This is a genomic window from Serratia sp. LS-1, assembly GCF_003719595.1.
GTDB lineage: Bacteria > Pseudomonadota > Gammaproteobacteria > Enterobacterales > Enterobacteriaceae > Serratia > Serratia ureilytica.
Genome location: NZ_CP033504.1, coordinates 1,729,963 through 1,745,083 on the forward strand (window position 1 = coordinate 1,729,963; position 15,121 = coordinate 1,745,083).

Sequence of the window (15,121 nt, forward strand, 5' to 3'; positions counted from 1 at the left end):
CAAAAAATCCGCGCACATAAATCGGGGCGGATCGTCGATATTACGCGTATTGGCGTCAGAAGCGACTTATTTTTCGCCGCTGCGGCGACGCGGAGGAACGGTTTTATGTGACGTCGTCACGTCGACGGGAAAGGCGGCGGGCACGGTTAACCGCGCCCGCCGTTGAGGATCAGAACTTCACCGAACCTTGCAGATAGATCGTGCGCGGCTGGCCGATGTACAGACCTTTGTTGTTGTCGTCATAGGCGCGGGTGAAATACTCGTGGTTGAACAGGTTTTTCACGCCGACGCCCAGATTCAGGCCGGCCATTTCCGGGCCGAAATCATAGGCGGCGCGCACGCCCCACAGCATATAGCCGGGAATGCGGCCGGTGCTGCCGTCGGTGCTTTCCGCCACGGTGTTGGCGTTGTCGGCGAACTGGTTGGATTGGAACTCGCCGTTAAGGTTAAACGCCCAGTTGCCCGGCGTGTAGTCCAGCCCCAGGGTGCCTTTATGCTTCGGCGAGAACGGCACCTGGTTGCCCTTGTAGCCGCCGTCTTCGCGGATGGTGGCGTTGACGTAGGCGTAGCTGGCGTAGGCGGTCAGGTCGTCCAGTTTCGGCGTCAGCTGCGACAGATCGTAACGCAGGCTGCCTTCCAGCCCGGCGTGGCGGGTTTTGCCGCGCGCGGTCACGCTGTCGGTCACCTGGTTGGAATCGTACTGGTTGTTGAAGTTGATCAGGAACAGCCCGATCTCGCCGGTCAGCGCATCGCCGGCGTAGCGGGTGCCCAGTTCCCAGGTGCGCGCCTTCTCCGGTTCAATCTTGCCGCTGTCGACCGCTTTGCCCATCTGGCTGTATTGTACGGTGCCGAAGGAGCCTTCGGTGTTGGCGTACAGGTTCCAGTATTCGTTCAGGTGATACATCACGTTCAACGCCGGCAGCGGCGCGTTATAGCTGACGTCGAGGCGGTTATTCTTGATGTAGTTGTTCTGATACGACTTGATGTACTCGTAGCGCATGCCCGGCGTGATGGTCCAGTCGCCGATGTCGATGCGATCGTCGAGATAGAAGGCGTGCGCCTCGGTGCCGGACTGGGTGTCGCGATCGTACGGGCTGGCGGTGGACGGCAGCCTGCCGGTGCTGGCCTTGCTGGTGTAGCGCAGCTCATGGGTGGATTCACTGACGTAACGGTAGCCGACGCCGACCTCATGGGCAGAATCTCCCCAGCGGAAACTCTGGCTGTAGCGCGGTTCTACGCCGCGCACCCAGTATTCGCGCGGCGACAGCGTCAGGTTCTTGCCCTGATCCAGATAGCCGCTGCGCAGGGTGTAGGTGTAGAAGCTCTGCACGTCGAACTTGTGCTGCTGATCAGGCTGATATTGGTAGCCGAAGTTCGCCAACTGGCGGCGGCCCCAGAACTTGTCGTACGGGCGCGTAGACTGGAACGGGTTGGCGTTGTAGTCCGCCCGGCTCAGGCCGCCCGGCATGTTCGCTTCGCCTTCGTAGTATTGCAGCAGGCTGTTGAAGGTGTGCACCTCGTTCGGGGCGTAGCGGCTTTTCAGCATCACGTCGTCTATCTTGGTCGCGCTGTGCTCGCGCCAGTCGCTGCCGCGGGTGCCGGAGTAAAGCAGCGCCGCACCGAAGCCGTTGTCGGCGGTGCCGCCGATCATCAGGTTGCCGGTGCCTTTGGGGTGATCCTGGCGCGAGGTCGGGCTGAGCTGCCCCTGCATGCCGGCCTCCAGGCCGAAGGTTTTCGGGATGGCGCGGGTAACGAAGTTGACGACGCCGCCGACGCTCTGCGGCCCATAGCGCACCGCGCCGCCGCCGCGCACCACGTCAATCGCATCCATATTGCCGAGCGAGACCGGCGCCAGCGACAACTGCGGCTGGCCGTAAGGGGCGAAGGGCACCGGAATGCCGTCCATCAGCACGGTAGAGCGGCTGGCGAGGCGCGGGTTGAGGCCGCGTATGCCGAAGTTCAGCGCCATATCGTGGCTGCCGGTGCCGTTGTTTTCCGGGGCCACCACGCCCGGCACGCGGTTCAACGCTTCACGCACGGTGGTGGTGCCGGTTTTGACGAAGTCTTCGCGGCGCACGACGTCGCGCGCGCCGGGATGTTCGAACACGTCTGCCTGACGGCCTTCCGCCAGCCAGTCGCCGACCACGGTGATGTCCTCTTCTTTCTGCGGCTGCGGCAGTTTGGCCAGCGTGTAGCCGTTGTTGCCGAGCGCTTTAGCCTGCAGGCCGCTGCCCGCCAGCAGGGCGTTCAGGCCGTCATCGACGCCGTAGCTGCCGCTCAGGCCCGGCGAACGTTTACCGGCGGTCAGCGCGCCGTCTACCGAGAGCGCGATGCTGGCGCGCGCGGCGAAAGCGTTCAGCGCGCCGTCCAGCTCACCGGCCGGAATGTGATAGGCGGCAGCGGCACTGGCGGCGCTCGCCATCTGCGGTGCAGCGAAGACCAGGCCAATGGCCACGGCCAGCGGCGTGGCACGTTTTCCCCAAAGCGAAGCCGGAGCGACCTTTCCCCAAGCGTTGTTCATACCTTCTCCTGAATCATTTTTTATTTATTGCTGCAGTGTTTTCCTGGGAGTCGGATGAGCGAAGCAAAAGGGACAATCAAGAATGCGATTTTTTATCATTTTCATTTAAAAAATTCAGGCGGGGACGATTTGCAACCAATAGCGGGTAAAGCTTTGCAGGCGTACCGGCAGCGTCTGGCTGAGCAGGGCGAGGGCGCGATCGGTATCGTTGAGCGGGAAACTGCCGCTGACGCGCAGGCCGGCAACGGCCGGATCGCAGCTCAGGTGGCCGCGCCGATAGCGTGCCAGTTCGGCGATCACCCGGTCCAGCCGCCACTGGCTGACGCTCAGCACGCCGTGCAGCCAGCCGTCTTCCGCCGTAGCCGGTTGCTTGTCGCTGAAGGCCGCCGCGCTGAAGCTTATCTGTTCGCCGGCGTTCACCCGGCGTTTTTGTTGCGCGTCTTGCGCCAGCTGCGCCTCGACCGCGTGCTCCAGCACCGTCAGGCGCGTTTCGCCGTCGCTCTCGCGCACCAAAAAACGGGTGCCGAGCGCGCGCATCGCCCCTTGCGGGCTCTGCACCCACAGCGGCCGGGCATCGCGTCCGGTAACCAGGCTGATTTCCCCGGCGTGCAAGCGGATCAGCCGTTGGCGATCGTCGTAATGCACGTCCACCGCGCTGGCGGTGTTCAGCACCAGCTGGGTGCCGTCGCTTAACACAATGGGTTTGATTTCGCCGGTGGCGGTGCGGTAGTCGGCGCGCAGCTCCTGGCCGAGCGGCGACCGGTAGAAGAAGCCGCCGCCGCCCACGCCGAGCAACAGCAGCAGGCTTTTCAGCAGGGTGCGGCGATCGATCGCCGATTGACGGCCGGCGCGATCGAGCGCGCGATAGCTGAATTTGCCCGGCACGCCCTGCAGCTGGCTCTGCAACGCTTCGACGCGCTGCCAGGCCCAGCGGTGATCGTCATGCTGCTGGTGCCAGGCTTGCCACTGTTGGCGCTGGCGTTCGGTGACGTGCTCGTCGCACAGCAGGGCATACCAGTGTGCGGCCATTTTCAGCGCCTGGCGCTGCTCGGGGGTGATGGCGTTGCTCATGAATAAACGTCGTTTTCGAGGCTGAACAGCAGGCAATGCTCGGTGGCTTTGGCCATGTATTTTTTAACCGAACTGACCGACACGCCGAGGCGCGCGGCGATGTCCGCATAGCCCAGGCCTTCGAGCTGCGACAACAGAAAGGCCTGTTTTACCTTCGGCCCCAGGCCGTCGAGCATGGCGTCGATCTGCTGCAGGCTTTCCAGCAGGCTCTGGCGCTGCTCCGGCGACGGGGCGTAGCCTTCCGGGATCAGCGCCAGCATCTCAAGATAGGCGCGCTCCAGCGTTCTGCGGCGGAACAGATCGACCATCACCCGCTTGGCGACGGTGACCAGAAAATCTTTCGGCTCGCGCAGGGTCGCCGCGGCGTCGCTTTTCAGCAGGCGCATAAAGGTGTCCTGCGCCACATCGTCCGCGTCGAAAGCGCAGCCCAGCCGCCGACGCAACCATCCCTGCAACCAGGCGTGGTGGGTGGCGTAAAGGCGCGACAGCGCGGCGTGCGGGGCAGAGGCGGTGGCGGACATGGTTTTCGCATTGCTGGTCAAAAAGATGCGCGGATGATAATTGAGAATAGTTATCGTTTCAAGTTTGGCCGTTGCCTCCAGGCTGGGGCTCCGCCCCCGGACGCGGCGTTGAAATAAAGCGGACGGCCGTAAAGAGCGTCGTTTGCCCATTAAAGGTGCAGCGGCGCGGTGTTATTTCGGCAAGCAAACGGTTGCTATTTATCCGCCGTCGAAGACTGAGCGTGGGTCTTATTCTCTTTCGCCGGCCTATGCTTTTAGGTTAATTACCAATCAATTGTTTTTATTTAAAAATGTATTTTATCGCCGCCTGTTGGCACACGGCTTGCTATGCTTAATCCGGTCTTTGCGTTTGGGTAAAAAGGGCCTTGTTTCATCATCGCAATTTATTATGCGGGTGGGCTTGGCCGGTCGTCACAAGGAAGAAAATAATGGCACTGCAATTCACCACGGCTATTCGTGGCAATTTTTTTGATATCGCAGCCTGTGTGGAGGCGCCGCAACAGCTCGAAGAACGCCTGCGGCATGTTCCCGACGGTTTGCTGCTGCTGAACGACGGCGTCATCGTCTGGTTCGGCAGCTGGCGGCAGGGCGAGGCGCTGCTGCCGCCGGGCTTCGCGGTCACGGAGTATCGCGACAAGCTGATCGTGCCGGGTTTTATCGATACCCATATCCATTATCCGCAAACCGAAATGATTGGCGCCTATGGCGATCAACTGCTGGACTGGTTAAACAATTACACCTTCCCGACCGAAAGCCGTTACGACTGTGAGCAGCACACCGACGCGATGTCGGCTTTCTTTCTGCAGCAGTTGCTGAGTAACGGCACCACCACCGCGCTGGTGTTCGGCACCGTGCATCCACAGTCGGTCGATGCGCTGTTCAGCCAGGCGGCAGCGCTGAACATGCGCCTGATCGCCGGCAAGGTCATGATGGATCGCCATGCGCCGGAGGCGCTGCTGGAAACGCCGGAGCAGAGTTATCGCCAGACGCGCGAACTGATCGAACGCTGGCACGGCAAAGGCCGCCTCGGTTACGCCATTACGCCGCGCTTTGCGCCCACCAGTACGCCGGCGCTGCTGGCGCAGGTGCAGCGGCTGCGCGAAGAATATCCCGACGTTTGGCTGCAGACGCACCTGAGCGAGAACCCGCAGGAAGTGGCCTGGGTAAAAGCGTTGTTCCCGCAACACCGCAGCTATCTGGATGTTTACCACCGCTACGGCATGACCGGCGATAAAAGCGTATTCGCCCATTGCCTGCATCTGGAGGAGCAGGAGTGGGACTGCCTGTGCGATACCCGCTCGGCGATCGCCTTTTGTCCCACCTCCAACCTGTTTCTCGGCAGCGGGCTGTTTGACCTGCAGCAGGCCTGGCGTAAGCGGGTGAAGCTCGGCATCGGCACCGACGTGGGGGCCGGCACCACCTTCAATATGCTGCGCACGTTAGGCGAGGCGTACAAGGTCGGCCAGCTGCAGCATTACCGGCTCTCGGCCGTAGAAGCGTTCTATCATGCCACCCTGGGCGGCGCGCGCGCGCTGGCGCTGGACGACAAAATCGGCAACTTCAACGTCGGCAAAGAGGCGGATTTCGTGGTGCTCGATCCGGCGGTGACGCCGCTGCAGCAGCTGCGTCACGCCAACAGCGCCACGCTGATGGAGCAAGGGTTTGTGCTGATGACCCTGGGGGACGATCGCAACATTTATCGCACCTATGTGGACGGTAAGGTGGTTTATCAGGCGCCGCGCTGACGCAGCCGCGCCTGCAGCCAAACGCTGAGCGGCGAGACGGCGACGGCGCTCAGTGCGCATAACCACAGCAGGCGTTGCAAACTGCGCGGGGTGAGGCCGCCGCTCAGCAGCGCGGAAGAGAGCAAGAAGGCCACCGTGGCGCTCAGGTGTATCAGGGCGGTTTGCAGCGTGCCGAAGGCGGCGCGTTGCTGATTGTCCGGCCAGCGCATGCTCAGGGAAGAGATCGCCACCAGTCGCGCGTAGGCCGCCGCGAGAAACGTCACCATAAACAGTTCAGCGCGATCGCCACCGCGCGCCGCCAGCCACAGGCTGCCCAGCAGCAACAGCGTGGCGCTCACCGTCAGCGTCACGGCGCCAAAGCGTTGCAGCCAGCGGCCCGCCAGCACGGTCGCCAGATAGCCGGCCACGCCGCCAATGAGAAACAGCCAGGGCAAATGCGCATTGGCTGCCTGTAGCCGCTGGGTGAGCAGCGGCGCCAGCACCGGGATCAGCAGCATCGGGCTGAACTGCGTCAGACCGGCGGCGGAGGCGAACAGCAACAGCCGGCGATCGAGCGCGGCGGGCGCGGCAGCCTGTGGCTGCGGCGCATCTCTGGGAATAAACCGCGCCACCAACACCGCCGCCAGCAGACACAGCCCGCCGATAGCCGCCAGCGCAACGCGCCAGTTCGCCACCTCGCACAGGTACAGCATGCCCGGCATGCCGACGATGCTCACCAGCGAAAAAGACGCGATCACCGTCGCCAACATTCGGCCGTGCAGCGCGGCCGGCGCGGCGTTGAGCAGCAAGCCGATCCCCACGCCCATCGTGGTGCCGCCCAGCAGACCGGCCAGCAGCCGCAGCGCCAACAGCCAATAAAACTGCTGGGTTGCGGCGATCAGTAAGGTCGTCACCCCCAGCAGCGCGACGTTGAGCAGCAGAAAACGCCGTTTTTCAACGCCGCCGATCCAATAGAACGCGCCGATGCCGGAAATCACCGCCGCCAGCGTATAGGCCGCGCTGACATAACCGGCGTAGCTGACGGGCACGGAAAAGTCGGCGGCCATATAGAGAAATATCGGGTTGAACACCATGTATTCCAGGGCATTGGTGAATTGAATAAAGGCGATGAGCAGCGCTATCGCCGTCAGCTTTCTCGTGGGTGTCATAAGCATCCATCGGTTGCAGAGTCAGGCCGGCAGTGTAGCGCGTGGCGTTGCGCGGGATTAGGTGGTAGAAATGGCATGGTTTGTTATCAAATATGGGATAATCATGCGCGCCAAATTGGATTTAAACCTGTTACGCATTTTCGTGGCGGTGGTGGAGCAAGGCAGCTTCGTCGGGGCCGCTCGGGCGCTGGCGATGCCGACCTCCAACGTCAGCCGTGCTATCTCGCAGCTGGAGCGCCAGCTCGACCAGCGCTTAATCGAGCGCAGCACCCGCTCAGCGAACGGCAGCAACAGCTGCGCGGGCCGCTGCGCCTGTGCGTGCCGAATGAAGTGGGGCCATATCTGTTGGGCGATCCGTTGGCGGCCTTCGCCCTGCAGCATCCGCAGATCGAAATCAGCTGCGTCACCAATCTGGCGGGCATGGCGTCGCTGCTTGACGATGTCGATCTGGCGGTCATGGTCAGCCGGGGCCTGTTGGACGACAGCGACTATGTCGCGCAGCCGCTGGCGACCTTTCCCTGCATTGTGGTGGCTGCGCCGGCGCTGGTGGCGCAGTGGCCGCCGACGTCGGAGATTGAGCAATTCACGCAATTGCCCTGTATCAGTACGGTGGATGCGCTGAAGGGCATGCCGTGGCAATTCGTCCGTCCGGACGGCAAGTTCGTTACCGTCCCGGTCAATGCGCGCTATCGCGTCAATAGCGGGGAGATGGCGCTGAAGGCGGCCTTGGCCGGCGTGGGGTTCGCCATACTCTCCGAGCTCGGCTGCCGGCCGTTTCTGGCCGACGGACGTTTGGTTGAGATACCGCTGGCCTTGCCGCCGGCGCCGCTGCAGCTGTATGCCGTTTATCCCGGCCGCCGCTATCTTCCGGCCAAAACGCGCGCGCTGCTGACCTTTCTGATACAGCAGATCGGCGAGGCGGCTCACTTCTAATCACTTGTTTTTGCTCAAACTGCCAACTGCGCCTAAGCTAGGAGGTGACTCAGAGGGAGCCATTCCCCGAGACCTTATTCCGTGAACATGGAGGAGTTTCGATTTGATGCGTTTATCCACATTGGTGCTGGCGATCGGCATGGCGCTGGGCTCGCAGGCACAGGCAGCAGAAACCCAACCTCACGCCGACCATAGCGCGCTGCCCAGCGGCCAGGCGAAGGAGGCTACCGTGACCGGTGAAGCCAATCAGCACGACAAGCAAAAGACCCAAAATCCGTTCTTCTATCAAAGCCGTCTGCCGTTCCAGGCGCCGCCGTTCAACCTGATCAAGGAAAGCGACTACGCGCCGGCGATCGACGCGGGCATCAAGCAAAAGCGGGAAGAGGTGGAGAAGATTGCCAACAACCCGGCCAAGCCCAACTTCAAGAATACCTTCGTGGCGCTGGAGCAGGCCGGTTCGCTGCTGACGCGGGTGATGAACGTGTTCGGCGCCATGACCTCGGCCAATACCAGCGATGCGCTGCAGAAGCTGGATGAAGAAACCTCGCCGAAGCTGGCGGCGCTGAACGACGACATCATGCTCAACGGCAAGCTGTTCGCGCGCATCAAGGCCATCTATCAAGATCGCGATGCGCTAAAGCTGGATCCGGAGTCACGTCGGCTGGTGGAAGTCACCTATAAGAACTTCGAGCTGGCGGGCGCCAACCTGTCGGACGCCGACAAGGCCAAGCTGAAGGCGCTGAACCAGGAAGCGGCGACGCTGAGCACCCAGTTCACCAACAAACTGCTGGCGGCGAGCAAAAACGGCGCGCTGGCGATAACCGACCAGGCGAAGCTGGACGGTCTGTCCGAAGGTGAGCTGGCCGCGGCAGCGCAGGCGGCCGCCGAGCGCAAGCTGGAGAAACAGTGGCTGTTGGTGCTGCAGAACACCACCCAGCAGCCGCTGCTGCAGAGCCTGAAAGATCGCGATACCCGCAAAGCGCTGTTCGACGCCTCCTGGACGCGGGCGGAGAAGGGCGACGGCAACGATACCCGCCAGACCATTTCCCGACTGGCCAAGGTGCGCGCCGAGCAGGCCAGGCTGTTGGGTTACCCGAACTACGCCGCCTGGAAACTGCAAAACCAGATGGCCAAGACGCCGGATGCCGCGCTGAGCTTTATGCGCAACATCGTGCCAGCGGCCACCGCGCGCGCCGAACGTGAAGCCAAAGATATTCAGGCGGTGATCGACCAGCAGAAAGGCGATTTCAAGGTGCAGGCCTGGGACTGGCAGTTCTACGCCGAACAGGTGCGCAAGGCCAAGTACGATCTGGACGAGTCGCAGATCAAACCTTACTTCGAGCTGAACAACGTGCTGAACAACGGCGTGTTCTACGCCGCCAACCTGCTGTACGGCATCAGCTTCAAAGAGCGCAAGGACATTCCGGTCTACCAGCCGGACGTCAAGGTGTATGAAGTGTTCGACAAGGACGGCAAATCGCTGGCGCTGTTCTATACCGACTACTTCAAGCGCGACAACAAGGGCGGCGGCGCCTGGATGAGCAACTTCGTCGATCAGTCGAAGCTCAATGGCACCAAGCCGGTGATCTACAACGTCGCCAACTTCACCAAACCGGCGCCGGGGCAGCCGGCGCTGCTGTCGTATGACGACGTGATCACCATGTTCCACGAGTTCGGCCATGCGCTGCACGGCATGTTCGCCGATCAGGAATACCCGAGCCTGTCGGGCACCAACACCGCGCGCGACTTCGTCGAGTTCCCGTCGCAGTTCAACGAGCACTGGGTCAGCGATCCGAAAGTGTTCAGCCACTTCGCCAAGCACTACCAGACCGGCGAGGCGATGCCGCAGGAACTGGTCGACAAGATCAAGAAGGCCGACAAGTTCAACAAGGGCTACAGCATGACCGAGCTGCTGTCCGCCGCGCTGCTGGATATGCACTGGCACATGCTGACCGCCGATCAGCCGCAGCAGGATGTGGACAAGTTCGAGGCCGAGTCGCTGCAAAAAGACAAGGTGGATCTCAGCTACGTGCCGCCGCGTTACCGTTCCAGCTACTTCCAGCACATCTGGGGTAACGGCTACGCCGCGGGCTATTACGCCTATCTGTGGACGGAAATGCTGGCGGACGACGCCTTCCAGTGGTTCACCGAACACGGTGGCCTGACCGCCGAGAACGGCCAGCGCTTCCGCGACATGATCCTGTCGCGCGGCAACAGTCAGGATCTGGAGAAGCTGTACATCGACTGGCGCGGCAAAGAGCCGAGCATCGAGCCGATGCTGATCAACCGCGGGCTGAAGGACGAGTAAGTTCGTCCATTCCCGGTAAGCAAACAGAAGGGCGCATTATGCGCCCTTCGTCTTTTTGGCGTGGCCGACGCTCAGCGGTTCACCACCTTGGCCGGCAGGGCCACCACCAGCAGCGAGCTTAGCAGCAGGCAGCCGGCGAAGGCCCAGAGCGCGCCGCCGCTCTTGCCGGTCAGATCCAGCGCCAACCCCATCAGCGAATTGCTAACCAGCCCGGCGATGTTGGCCAGCGAACAGGCCAGCGCGAAGCCGGTCGCCGCCGCCGTGCCGCGCAGGAAGGTGGCCGGCAGGCTGAAGAACACCGGCACCGCGCCGATGATCGCCGCTTGGGCGATGGAAAACAGCAGCACCGTGGCCAACGCATTGTGGGTGAAGAAGGTGCTGCCGGCCATCGCCAGCGCGCCGATGATAAACGGCACGATGATATGCCAGCGCCGTTCGCGCAGCCGGTCCGAACTGCTGCCGATCAGCAGCATGCCGAGCAGGGCGGCGACGCTGGGGATCGCCGTCAGGTAGCCGATGGTGGTGATGTCGGTGACGCCGGCGGTTTTGATGAAGGTCGGCATCCAAAAGCCCATGGCGTAGGCGCTGAGCAGAATAGCGAAGTCGATGCCGCCGAGCATCCACACTTTCAGGTTGAAGAAGCCGTCGCGGAAGCTGTGCTTGCCGTGATCGGCCTCGGCGTCGTCACGCGCCAAATCGTCGGCGATGCGCTGTTTTTCCTCGGGCGTCAGCCACTTGGCCTGCTGATAAGTGTTAGGCAACAGCCAGAAGGTCAGCACGCCCAACAGCACGCTGGGAATGCCCTCCAGCAAAAACAACCACTGCCAGCCGTGCAGCCCGTGGCGCATGTCGAAATGGCCCATGATCCAGCCGGAGAGCGGCCCGCCGATCACGCTGGAGAGCGGCAGGCCGATCATGAACAGCGCGATGATGCGGCCGCGGCGATAGGTCGGGAACCACAGCGTCAGGTAAAAGAGCACGCCGGGCAGGAAACCGGCCTCCGCCACGCCGAGCAAAAAGCGAATGACGTAGAACTGGGTCGGCGTGGTGACGAACATGGTGGCGGTGGACAGCAGCCCCCAGGTGATCATGATGCGGGCGATCCACATCTTGGCGCCGACGCGCTGCAGGATCAGGTTGCTCGGCACCTCGAACAGAATATAGCCGACGAAGAACAGCCCGGCGCCCAGACCAAAGGCCGCTTCGCTCAGCTGCAGCGCGTCGGCCATCTGCAGCTTGGCCAGCCCGACGTTGATGCGATCGAGGTAGGCCGCCAGGTAGCACAGGCAAAGAAACGGGATCAGTTTCCAGGTGATTTTGCGGTACAGCAGCAGCGATTCTGCGTCCGCTTTCCCCGCCAGCGGGGTGTCGACAATGGCCATGATGTTGTCTCCAGGTGGTGCGTGTTGGCCTCCGCAGGAGGCGCCTGTTGTGTTTGCGTTGCATGGGCGCCGCCCTGTTTCGGGCGGTCGCGTGAGGCGCTGTTTGCGCCTTCGTTATTGTCGTTGCAGGTGAATCGTTGACTCATAACCGGTTCAGGTAGTCGAGCGCCTCCCGTTTGTGCACCACATCGCCGTATTTGCTGTCGATGTCGAACAGGTTGGCTTCGTGCGGGCCGGGGTGACGATCGCCGACGCACTCGCGCACCACCATGGCGCGAAAGCCGTGCTGCACCGCATCCACCGCGCTGGCGCGGATGCAGCCGCTGGTGGAGCAGCCGATCATCAGCAGCGTGTCGATCCCTTGCGCCACCAGCAGCGGCGCCAGCGCGGTGCCGAAGAAGGCGCTGGCGTATTGCTTGCTCAGCACCACCTCATCGGCCAGCGGCGCCACCGGCGGGCAGAACGCCGCCAGCGGGTTGCCCGCCACCATGTCTTTCATCACCGGCGCTTTCTTCACCCACAAGCCGCCATCGGCAAAATGGCCTGCATGATAGCGGATATGGGTGTGGATCACCGGAATTCCCGTTCGGCGCGCGCAGGCCAGCAGCTCGCGGCTTTCCTCGACCGCGCTCACCACGCCCGGCGCGAACAGCGGCGCGCCTTCGGTGGTGTAGGCCTGCATAAAGTCGATCGCCAGCAGCGCCGGGCGCCGGCCGAAGCCGATGCGCTGGCCCCAGACGCCGCGATAGTTGTCGCTGAGGGTGTCGTTCATTCTGCCTCCTCAATAAGCGCCGGACAGCAGGGCGCCGGCGCCGGGAACGATCGGTTCCAGCTCCAGCGCGGTCAGCATCGCGTAAGTGGTGGCGATGGCGGCGGTGATCACCGGTTTGCCGGTTTGGGCCTCCACCGTCGGGACGGCCGGCAGCGAAGGCATCTGCACGCAGGCGGACAGCACGATAGCATCGACCTCGCGTAAGTCCATCTCGGCGACGATCCCCGGCAGCCTGGCCGGATCGTGCCGGCCGACGTCGAGGTTGTCCGGGATCTCCAGCGCGCGCCATACTTTGACCTCGATGCCTTCGTGCTGGATGTAGTCCACCACCAGCTGGGTCAGCGGTTTCATGTAGGGCGCCACCAGCGCGATGCGTTTGGCGCCGATCACCTTCAGGCCGTTGACCAGCGCGCCGGCGCTGCTGATGACCGGCGCGGCGGCCTGATTGTCTTTCGTCACCTGCGCCAGCCGGGCCTGCGATTCGCGGTGGTAACCCAGCCCCATCGCCATGATGGCCACCAGGCAGGCGTAGCCGAGCACGTCGACCCGCGCGTCGGACAGCTCCAGCGCGCAGCGATCGGACTCGGCGTCCATCGCCGCCAATTCTTCTTTATTGACGTGTTTCATGCGCATGCGGCTGGAGTGAAAGGTGAAACGCTCCGGGCGTATCAGTTGGCGCGCGCCCAGCATTGCCGGGATCTCGGTTTCCATCGTGGTGTTGGAGCTGGGCACGATCTGGCCGATGCGGTAGTGGTTGCTCATGTCGGTGTTCCTCAGTTAATCCAGAAAATCGCCCAGGGCGCGGAAGAAGCCGTCGAAATCGTCCCACGGGATCATGTGTCCGGCGTTCTCGACCTCGACGATGGCGATCTCCGGCTGCAGCGCGCGGATCTCCGCCCGGTCTTCGGGCTGAATGACGCCGCCTTTGCCCGCGGCCATCAGCAGCGTCGGCATGGTCAGCTGCGGGTAGTCGCGGTGGCTGTCCACCTGATGAAAATCGTCGTAGGCGCGTTGGATCGCCGGCTCGTAGCAGGTGTGCAGCCACTCGGCGCGCAGCTGGCGCTGTTCTTCGCTCCAGGTTGGGCAAAAGGCGCGCATCTGCTCGGCGCTCATGCCCGGCAGCGACTGCCGGATGGAGTCGGCGTACCACGGCCATTGGCCGGGATAGGCGCGGCGGCCGGGGCCGGAAACCGGCGGATCGACCAGCACCAGCCGTCGCACGCCGTCGGGCTGCAAAGCGGCGGCGCGCAGGGCGAAGCGGGCGCCCATCGAATGGCCGAGCAGGGCGTAACTGCCCAGGTTCAGCGCGGCGGCGAAGGCGTTGACGTCCTGTGCGCAGGTCTCTGCGTCATAAGCCAACTCCGGGCCGCTGGACGACAAACCGCGGCCGCGCACGTCGAGCACGTAGACGTCGTATTTTTCCCCCAGTCGCTCGGCGACGAAGCCCCAGGTGATCGCTGGGCTGGTGATGCCGGGGACCAGGATCAGCGCCGGGCCGTGGCCGCCGTAGCGCAGGTAATGTTGGCGAATGTCGTTGGCGTGAACGTGGGCGCCGTAGAGGAAGGTGCTCATGCGGCGTTCTCCGATTTCAGCGCTTGCGCGTACAGGTCATAGCCGTAGACCCAGGCCGGATCTTCCTGGGTGCGCAGGAAGGTGTTGGCGTTGGACACCGCCTGCACCCTTGATGCGCGCTCCTTGCGGTTGGCTTCATACAGCTGGAAGGCGGTGCGGTAGTCGCCGAGGCCGGTTTCCTGCAGACAGCGGGTCAGCATGGCGGCGTCTTCGATCGCCATCGCCGCGCCCTGCGCCATGTGCGGTTTCATCGGATGGCAGGCATCGCCGAGCAGCACCAGGCGGCCTTCGCTCCACAGCGGCAGCGGTTTGCGGTTCAGCAATGGCCATTTGGTGACCTGCTCGCTGGATTCGATCAGCGCCTGCACGATCGGGTGGTAGCCGGCGAAGGTCTCGAACATCTCTTCGCGGCTGCTGTCGATGAAGCTGCCCTGGAAATCCCAGGCCGGGTGCGGGACGCCGCTGACGTAGTAATACTCGTCGCGCCGTTGGGTGGTGTAGTAGACCATCAGATGGCGATCCGCCGACCACCACTTTACGCAGTCTTCGAACGTCAGATTGTATTTCGCCAGCTTCTCGCCGCGGATCAGCGCGCGGTGGGCCACCCAGCCGCTGTAGGTCGGCGCTTCAGCGCCCAGCAGGTGCTCACGAATGCGCGAATTGATGCCGTCGGCGCCGATCACGATGTCGGCGTGGGCCGAGGTGCCGTCGACGAAGTTCAGCACCACCTCGTCACCGCGATCTTCAATTTTGCTCAGGCATTTGCCGAAGTGCAGGGTGCCGGGCTGCAGCGCGGAGAGCTGCAACGCCTGCAAATCGCCGCGGTGTACCGTCACATAGGCGGCGCCGTACTCCCGGCGGGCGAAGGCGCCCAGTTCGATGCGCGACAGGTAGTCGCCGCTTTCGGCGTCGCGGCTGAACCAGAAATCGGGATGAGACGCCATCTGCTCCAACCGCTGCTCAATACCGAGGCGGCGGAAAATCTTCAGTACGTTCGGCCCCATGTGAATGCCCGCGCCGAGGCGTGAGAACGCCGGGCTCTGTTCATACAGATCGACGGTAAAGCCGGCTTTTTGCAGCAGCCCGGCGGCAGCGGCGCCCCCCAGCCCGGCGCCGACGACGGCGATGCGTGGTTGTTTGCTCATCAT

The 15,121-nt window shown here is 63.1% G+C and carries 12 protein-coding genes and 1 pseudogene; 4 read left to right on the plus strand and 9 right to left on the minus strand.

Annotated features, from left to right (window positions below; genetic code table 11):
- Positions 1 to 169: 169 nt before the first annotated feature.
- From fecA to fecI, 3 genes are all read right to left on the minus strand, one after another.
- On the minus strand, positions 170 to 2,521 hold the full coding sequence (gene fecA / locus EDY99_RS08525; RefSeq protein WP_123061664.1) for a TonB-dependent Fe(3+) dicitrate receptor FecA: 2,352 nt from the start codon (positions 2,519 to 2,521) through the stop codon (positions 170 to 172).
- A gap of 114 nt (positions 2,522 to 2,635) precedes the next feature.
- Entirely contained in the window at positions 2,636 to 3,592 is a 957-nt protein-coding gene (fecR, locus tag EDY99_RS08530; protein ID WP_123061665.1) for a ferric citrate uptake sigma factor regulator FecR, read from the minus strand.
- Positions 3,589 to 4,113, minus strand: coding sequence for a ferric citrate uptake sigma factor FecI (gene fecI / locus EDY99_RS08535; RefSeq protein ID WP_033650469.1), 525 nt, complete (start codon positions 4,111 to 4,113; stop codon positions 3,589 to 3,591). Before fecI ends, fecR begins: the two co-directional genes overlap by 4 nt.
- A gap of 142 nt (positions 4,114 to 4,255) precedes the next feature.
- Here fecI and EDY99_RS24570 point away from each other — a divergent pair, with 142 nt between their 5' ends.
- Both EDY99_RS24570 and guaD read left to right on the plus strand, forming a co-directional pair.
- Positions 4,256 to 4,585, plus strand: coding sequence for a hypothetical protein (locus EDY99_RS24570; protein WP_164489273.1), 330 nt, complete (start codon positions 4,256 to 4,258; stop codon positions 4,583 to 4,585).
- Positions 4,542 to 5,858 carry a guanine deaminase gene (gene guaD / locus EDY99_RS08540; RefSeq protein WP_108680664.1) on the plus strand — a complete coding sequence of 439 codons (1,317 nt, stop codon included), beginning with the start codon at positions 4,542 to 4,544 and terminating at the stop codon, positions 5,856 to 5,858. The genes EDY99_RS24570 and guaD overlap by 44 nt, the downstream gene beginning before the upstream one ends.
- Here the strand turns inward: guaD and EDY99_RS08545 are convergent.
- The gene (locus EDY99_RS08545; RefSeq protein ID WP_123061666.1) at positions 5,843 to 7,006 is read right to left on the minus strand and encodes an MFS transporter; all 1,164 of its coding nucleotides are present in this window, start codon (positions 7,004 to 7,006) and stop codon (positions 5,843 to 5,845) included. The genes guaD and EDY99_RS08545 overlap by 16 nt on opposite strands.
- A 103-nt stretch (positions 7,007 to 7,109) precedes the next feature.
- Between EDY99_RS08545 and EDY99_RS08550 the strand changes: the two are divergent.
- Together EDY99_RS08550 and dcp are read left to right on the plus strand one after the other, a co-directional pair.
- A pseudogene (locus EDY99_RS08550) lies at positions 7,110 to 7,939 on the plus strand (LysR family transcriptional regulator).
- 106 nt (positions 7,940 to 8,045) lie between these two features.
- On the plus strand, positions 8,046 to 10,247 hold the full coding sequence (gene dcp, locus EDY99_RS08555; RefSeq protein ID WP_047575911.1) for a peptidyl-dipeptidase Dcp: 2,202 nt from the start codon (positions 8,046 to 8,048) through the stop codon (positions 10,245 to 10,247).
- 71 nt (positions 10,248 to 10,318) lie between these two features.
- On the opposite strand, the gene EDY99_RS08560 is transcribed toward dcp, so the two are convergent.
- The 5 genes from EDY99_RS08560 to EDY99_RS08580 form a co-directional block, all read right to left on the minus strand.
- Entirely contained in the window at positions 10,319 to 11,629 is a 1,311-nt protein-coding gene (locus tag EDY99_RS08560) for an MFS transporter (protein ID WP_016927840.1), read from the minus strand.
- A 142-nt stretch (positions 11,630 to 11,771) separates the two neighbouring features.
- Entirely contained in the window at positions 11,772 to 12,401 is a 630-nt protein-coding gene (locus tag EDY99_RS08565) for an N-carbamoylsarcosine amidohydrolase (protein ID WP_033634448.1), read from the minus strand.
- Positions 12,402 to 12,410: 9 nt separating this feature from the next.
- Positions 12,411 to 13,112, minus strand: a complete 702-nt coding sequence (locus EDY99_RS08570; protein ID WP_170310522.1) for an Asp/Glu racemase — start codon at positions 13,110 to 13,112, stop codon at positions 12,411 to 12,413.
- A gap of 66 nt (positions 13,113 to 13,178) precedes the next feature.
- Positions 13,179 to 13,973 carry an alpha/beta fold hydrolase gene (locus tag EDY99_RS08575; RefSeq protein ID WP_046686995.1) on the minus strand — a complete coding sequence of 265 codons (795 nt, stop codon included), beginning with the start codon at positions 13,971 to 13,973 and terminating at the stop codon, positions 13,179 to 13,181.
- Entirely contained in the window at positions 13,970 to 15,121 is a 1,152-nt protein-coding gene (locus EDY99_RS08580) for an FAD-dependent monooxygenase (RefSeq protein ID WP_033645813.1), read from the minus strand. Before EDY99_RS08580 ends, EDY99_RS08575 begins: the two co-directional genes overlap by 4 nt.

Coding starts and splice junctions, on each gene's coding strand:
- EDY99_RS08560 (WP_016927840.1), bottom strand. CDS start 11,629: ATGGCCATTGTCGACACCCCGCTGGCGGGGAAAGCGGACGCAGAATCG.
- EDY99_RS08570 (WP_170310522.1), bottom strand. CDS start 13,112: ATGGAAACCGAGATCCCGGCAATGCTGGGCGCGCGCCAACTGATACGC.
- dcp (WP_047575911.1), top strand. CDS start 8,046: ATGCGTTTATCCACATTGGTGCTGGCGATCGGCATGGCGCTGGGCTCG.
- fecR (WP_123061665.1), bottom strand. CDS start 3,592: ATGAGCAACGCCATCACCCCCGAGCAGCGCCAGGCGCTGAAAATGGCC.
- EDY99_RS08580 (WP_033645813.1), bottom strand. CDS start 15,121: ATGATGAGCAAACAACCACGCATCGCCGTCGTCGGCGCCGGGCTGGGG.
- fecA (WP_123061664.1), bottom strand. CDS start 2,521: ATGAACAACGCTTGGGGAAAGGTCGCTCCGGCTTCGCTTTGGGGAAAA.
- EDY99_RS08575 (WP_046686995.1), bottom strand. CDS start 13,973: ATGAGCACCTTCCTCTACGGCGCCCACGTTCACGCCAACGACATTCGC.
- guaD (WP_108680664.1), top strand. CDS start 4,542: ATGGCACTGCAATTCACCACGGCTATTCGTGGCAATTTTTTTGATATC.
- EDY99_RS08545 (WP_123061666.1), bottom strand. CDS start 7,006: ATGACACCCACGAGAAAGCTGACGGCGATAGCGCTGCTCATCGCCTTT.
- EDY99_RS08565 (WP_033634448.1), bottom strand. CDS start 12,401: ATGAACGACACCCTCAGCGACAACTATCGCGGCGTCTGGGGCCAGCGC.
- fecI (WP_033650469.1), bottom strand. CDS start 4,113: ATGTCCGCCACCGCCTCTGCCCCGCACGCCGCGCTGTCGCGCCTTTAC.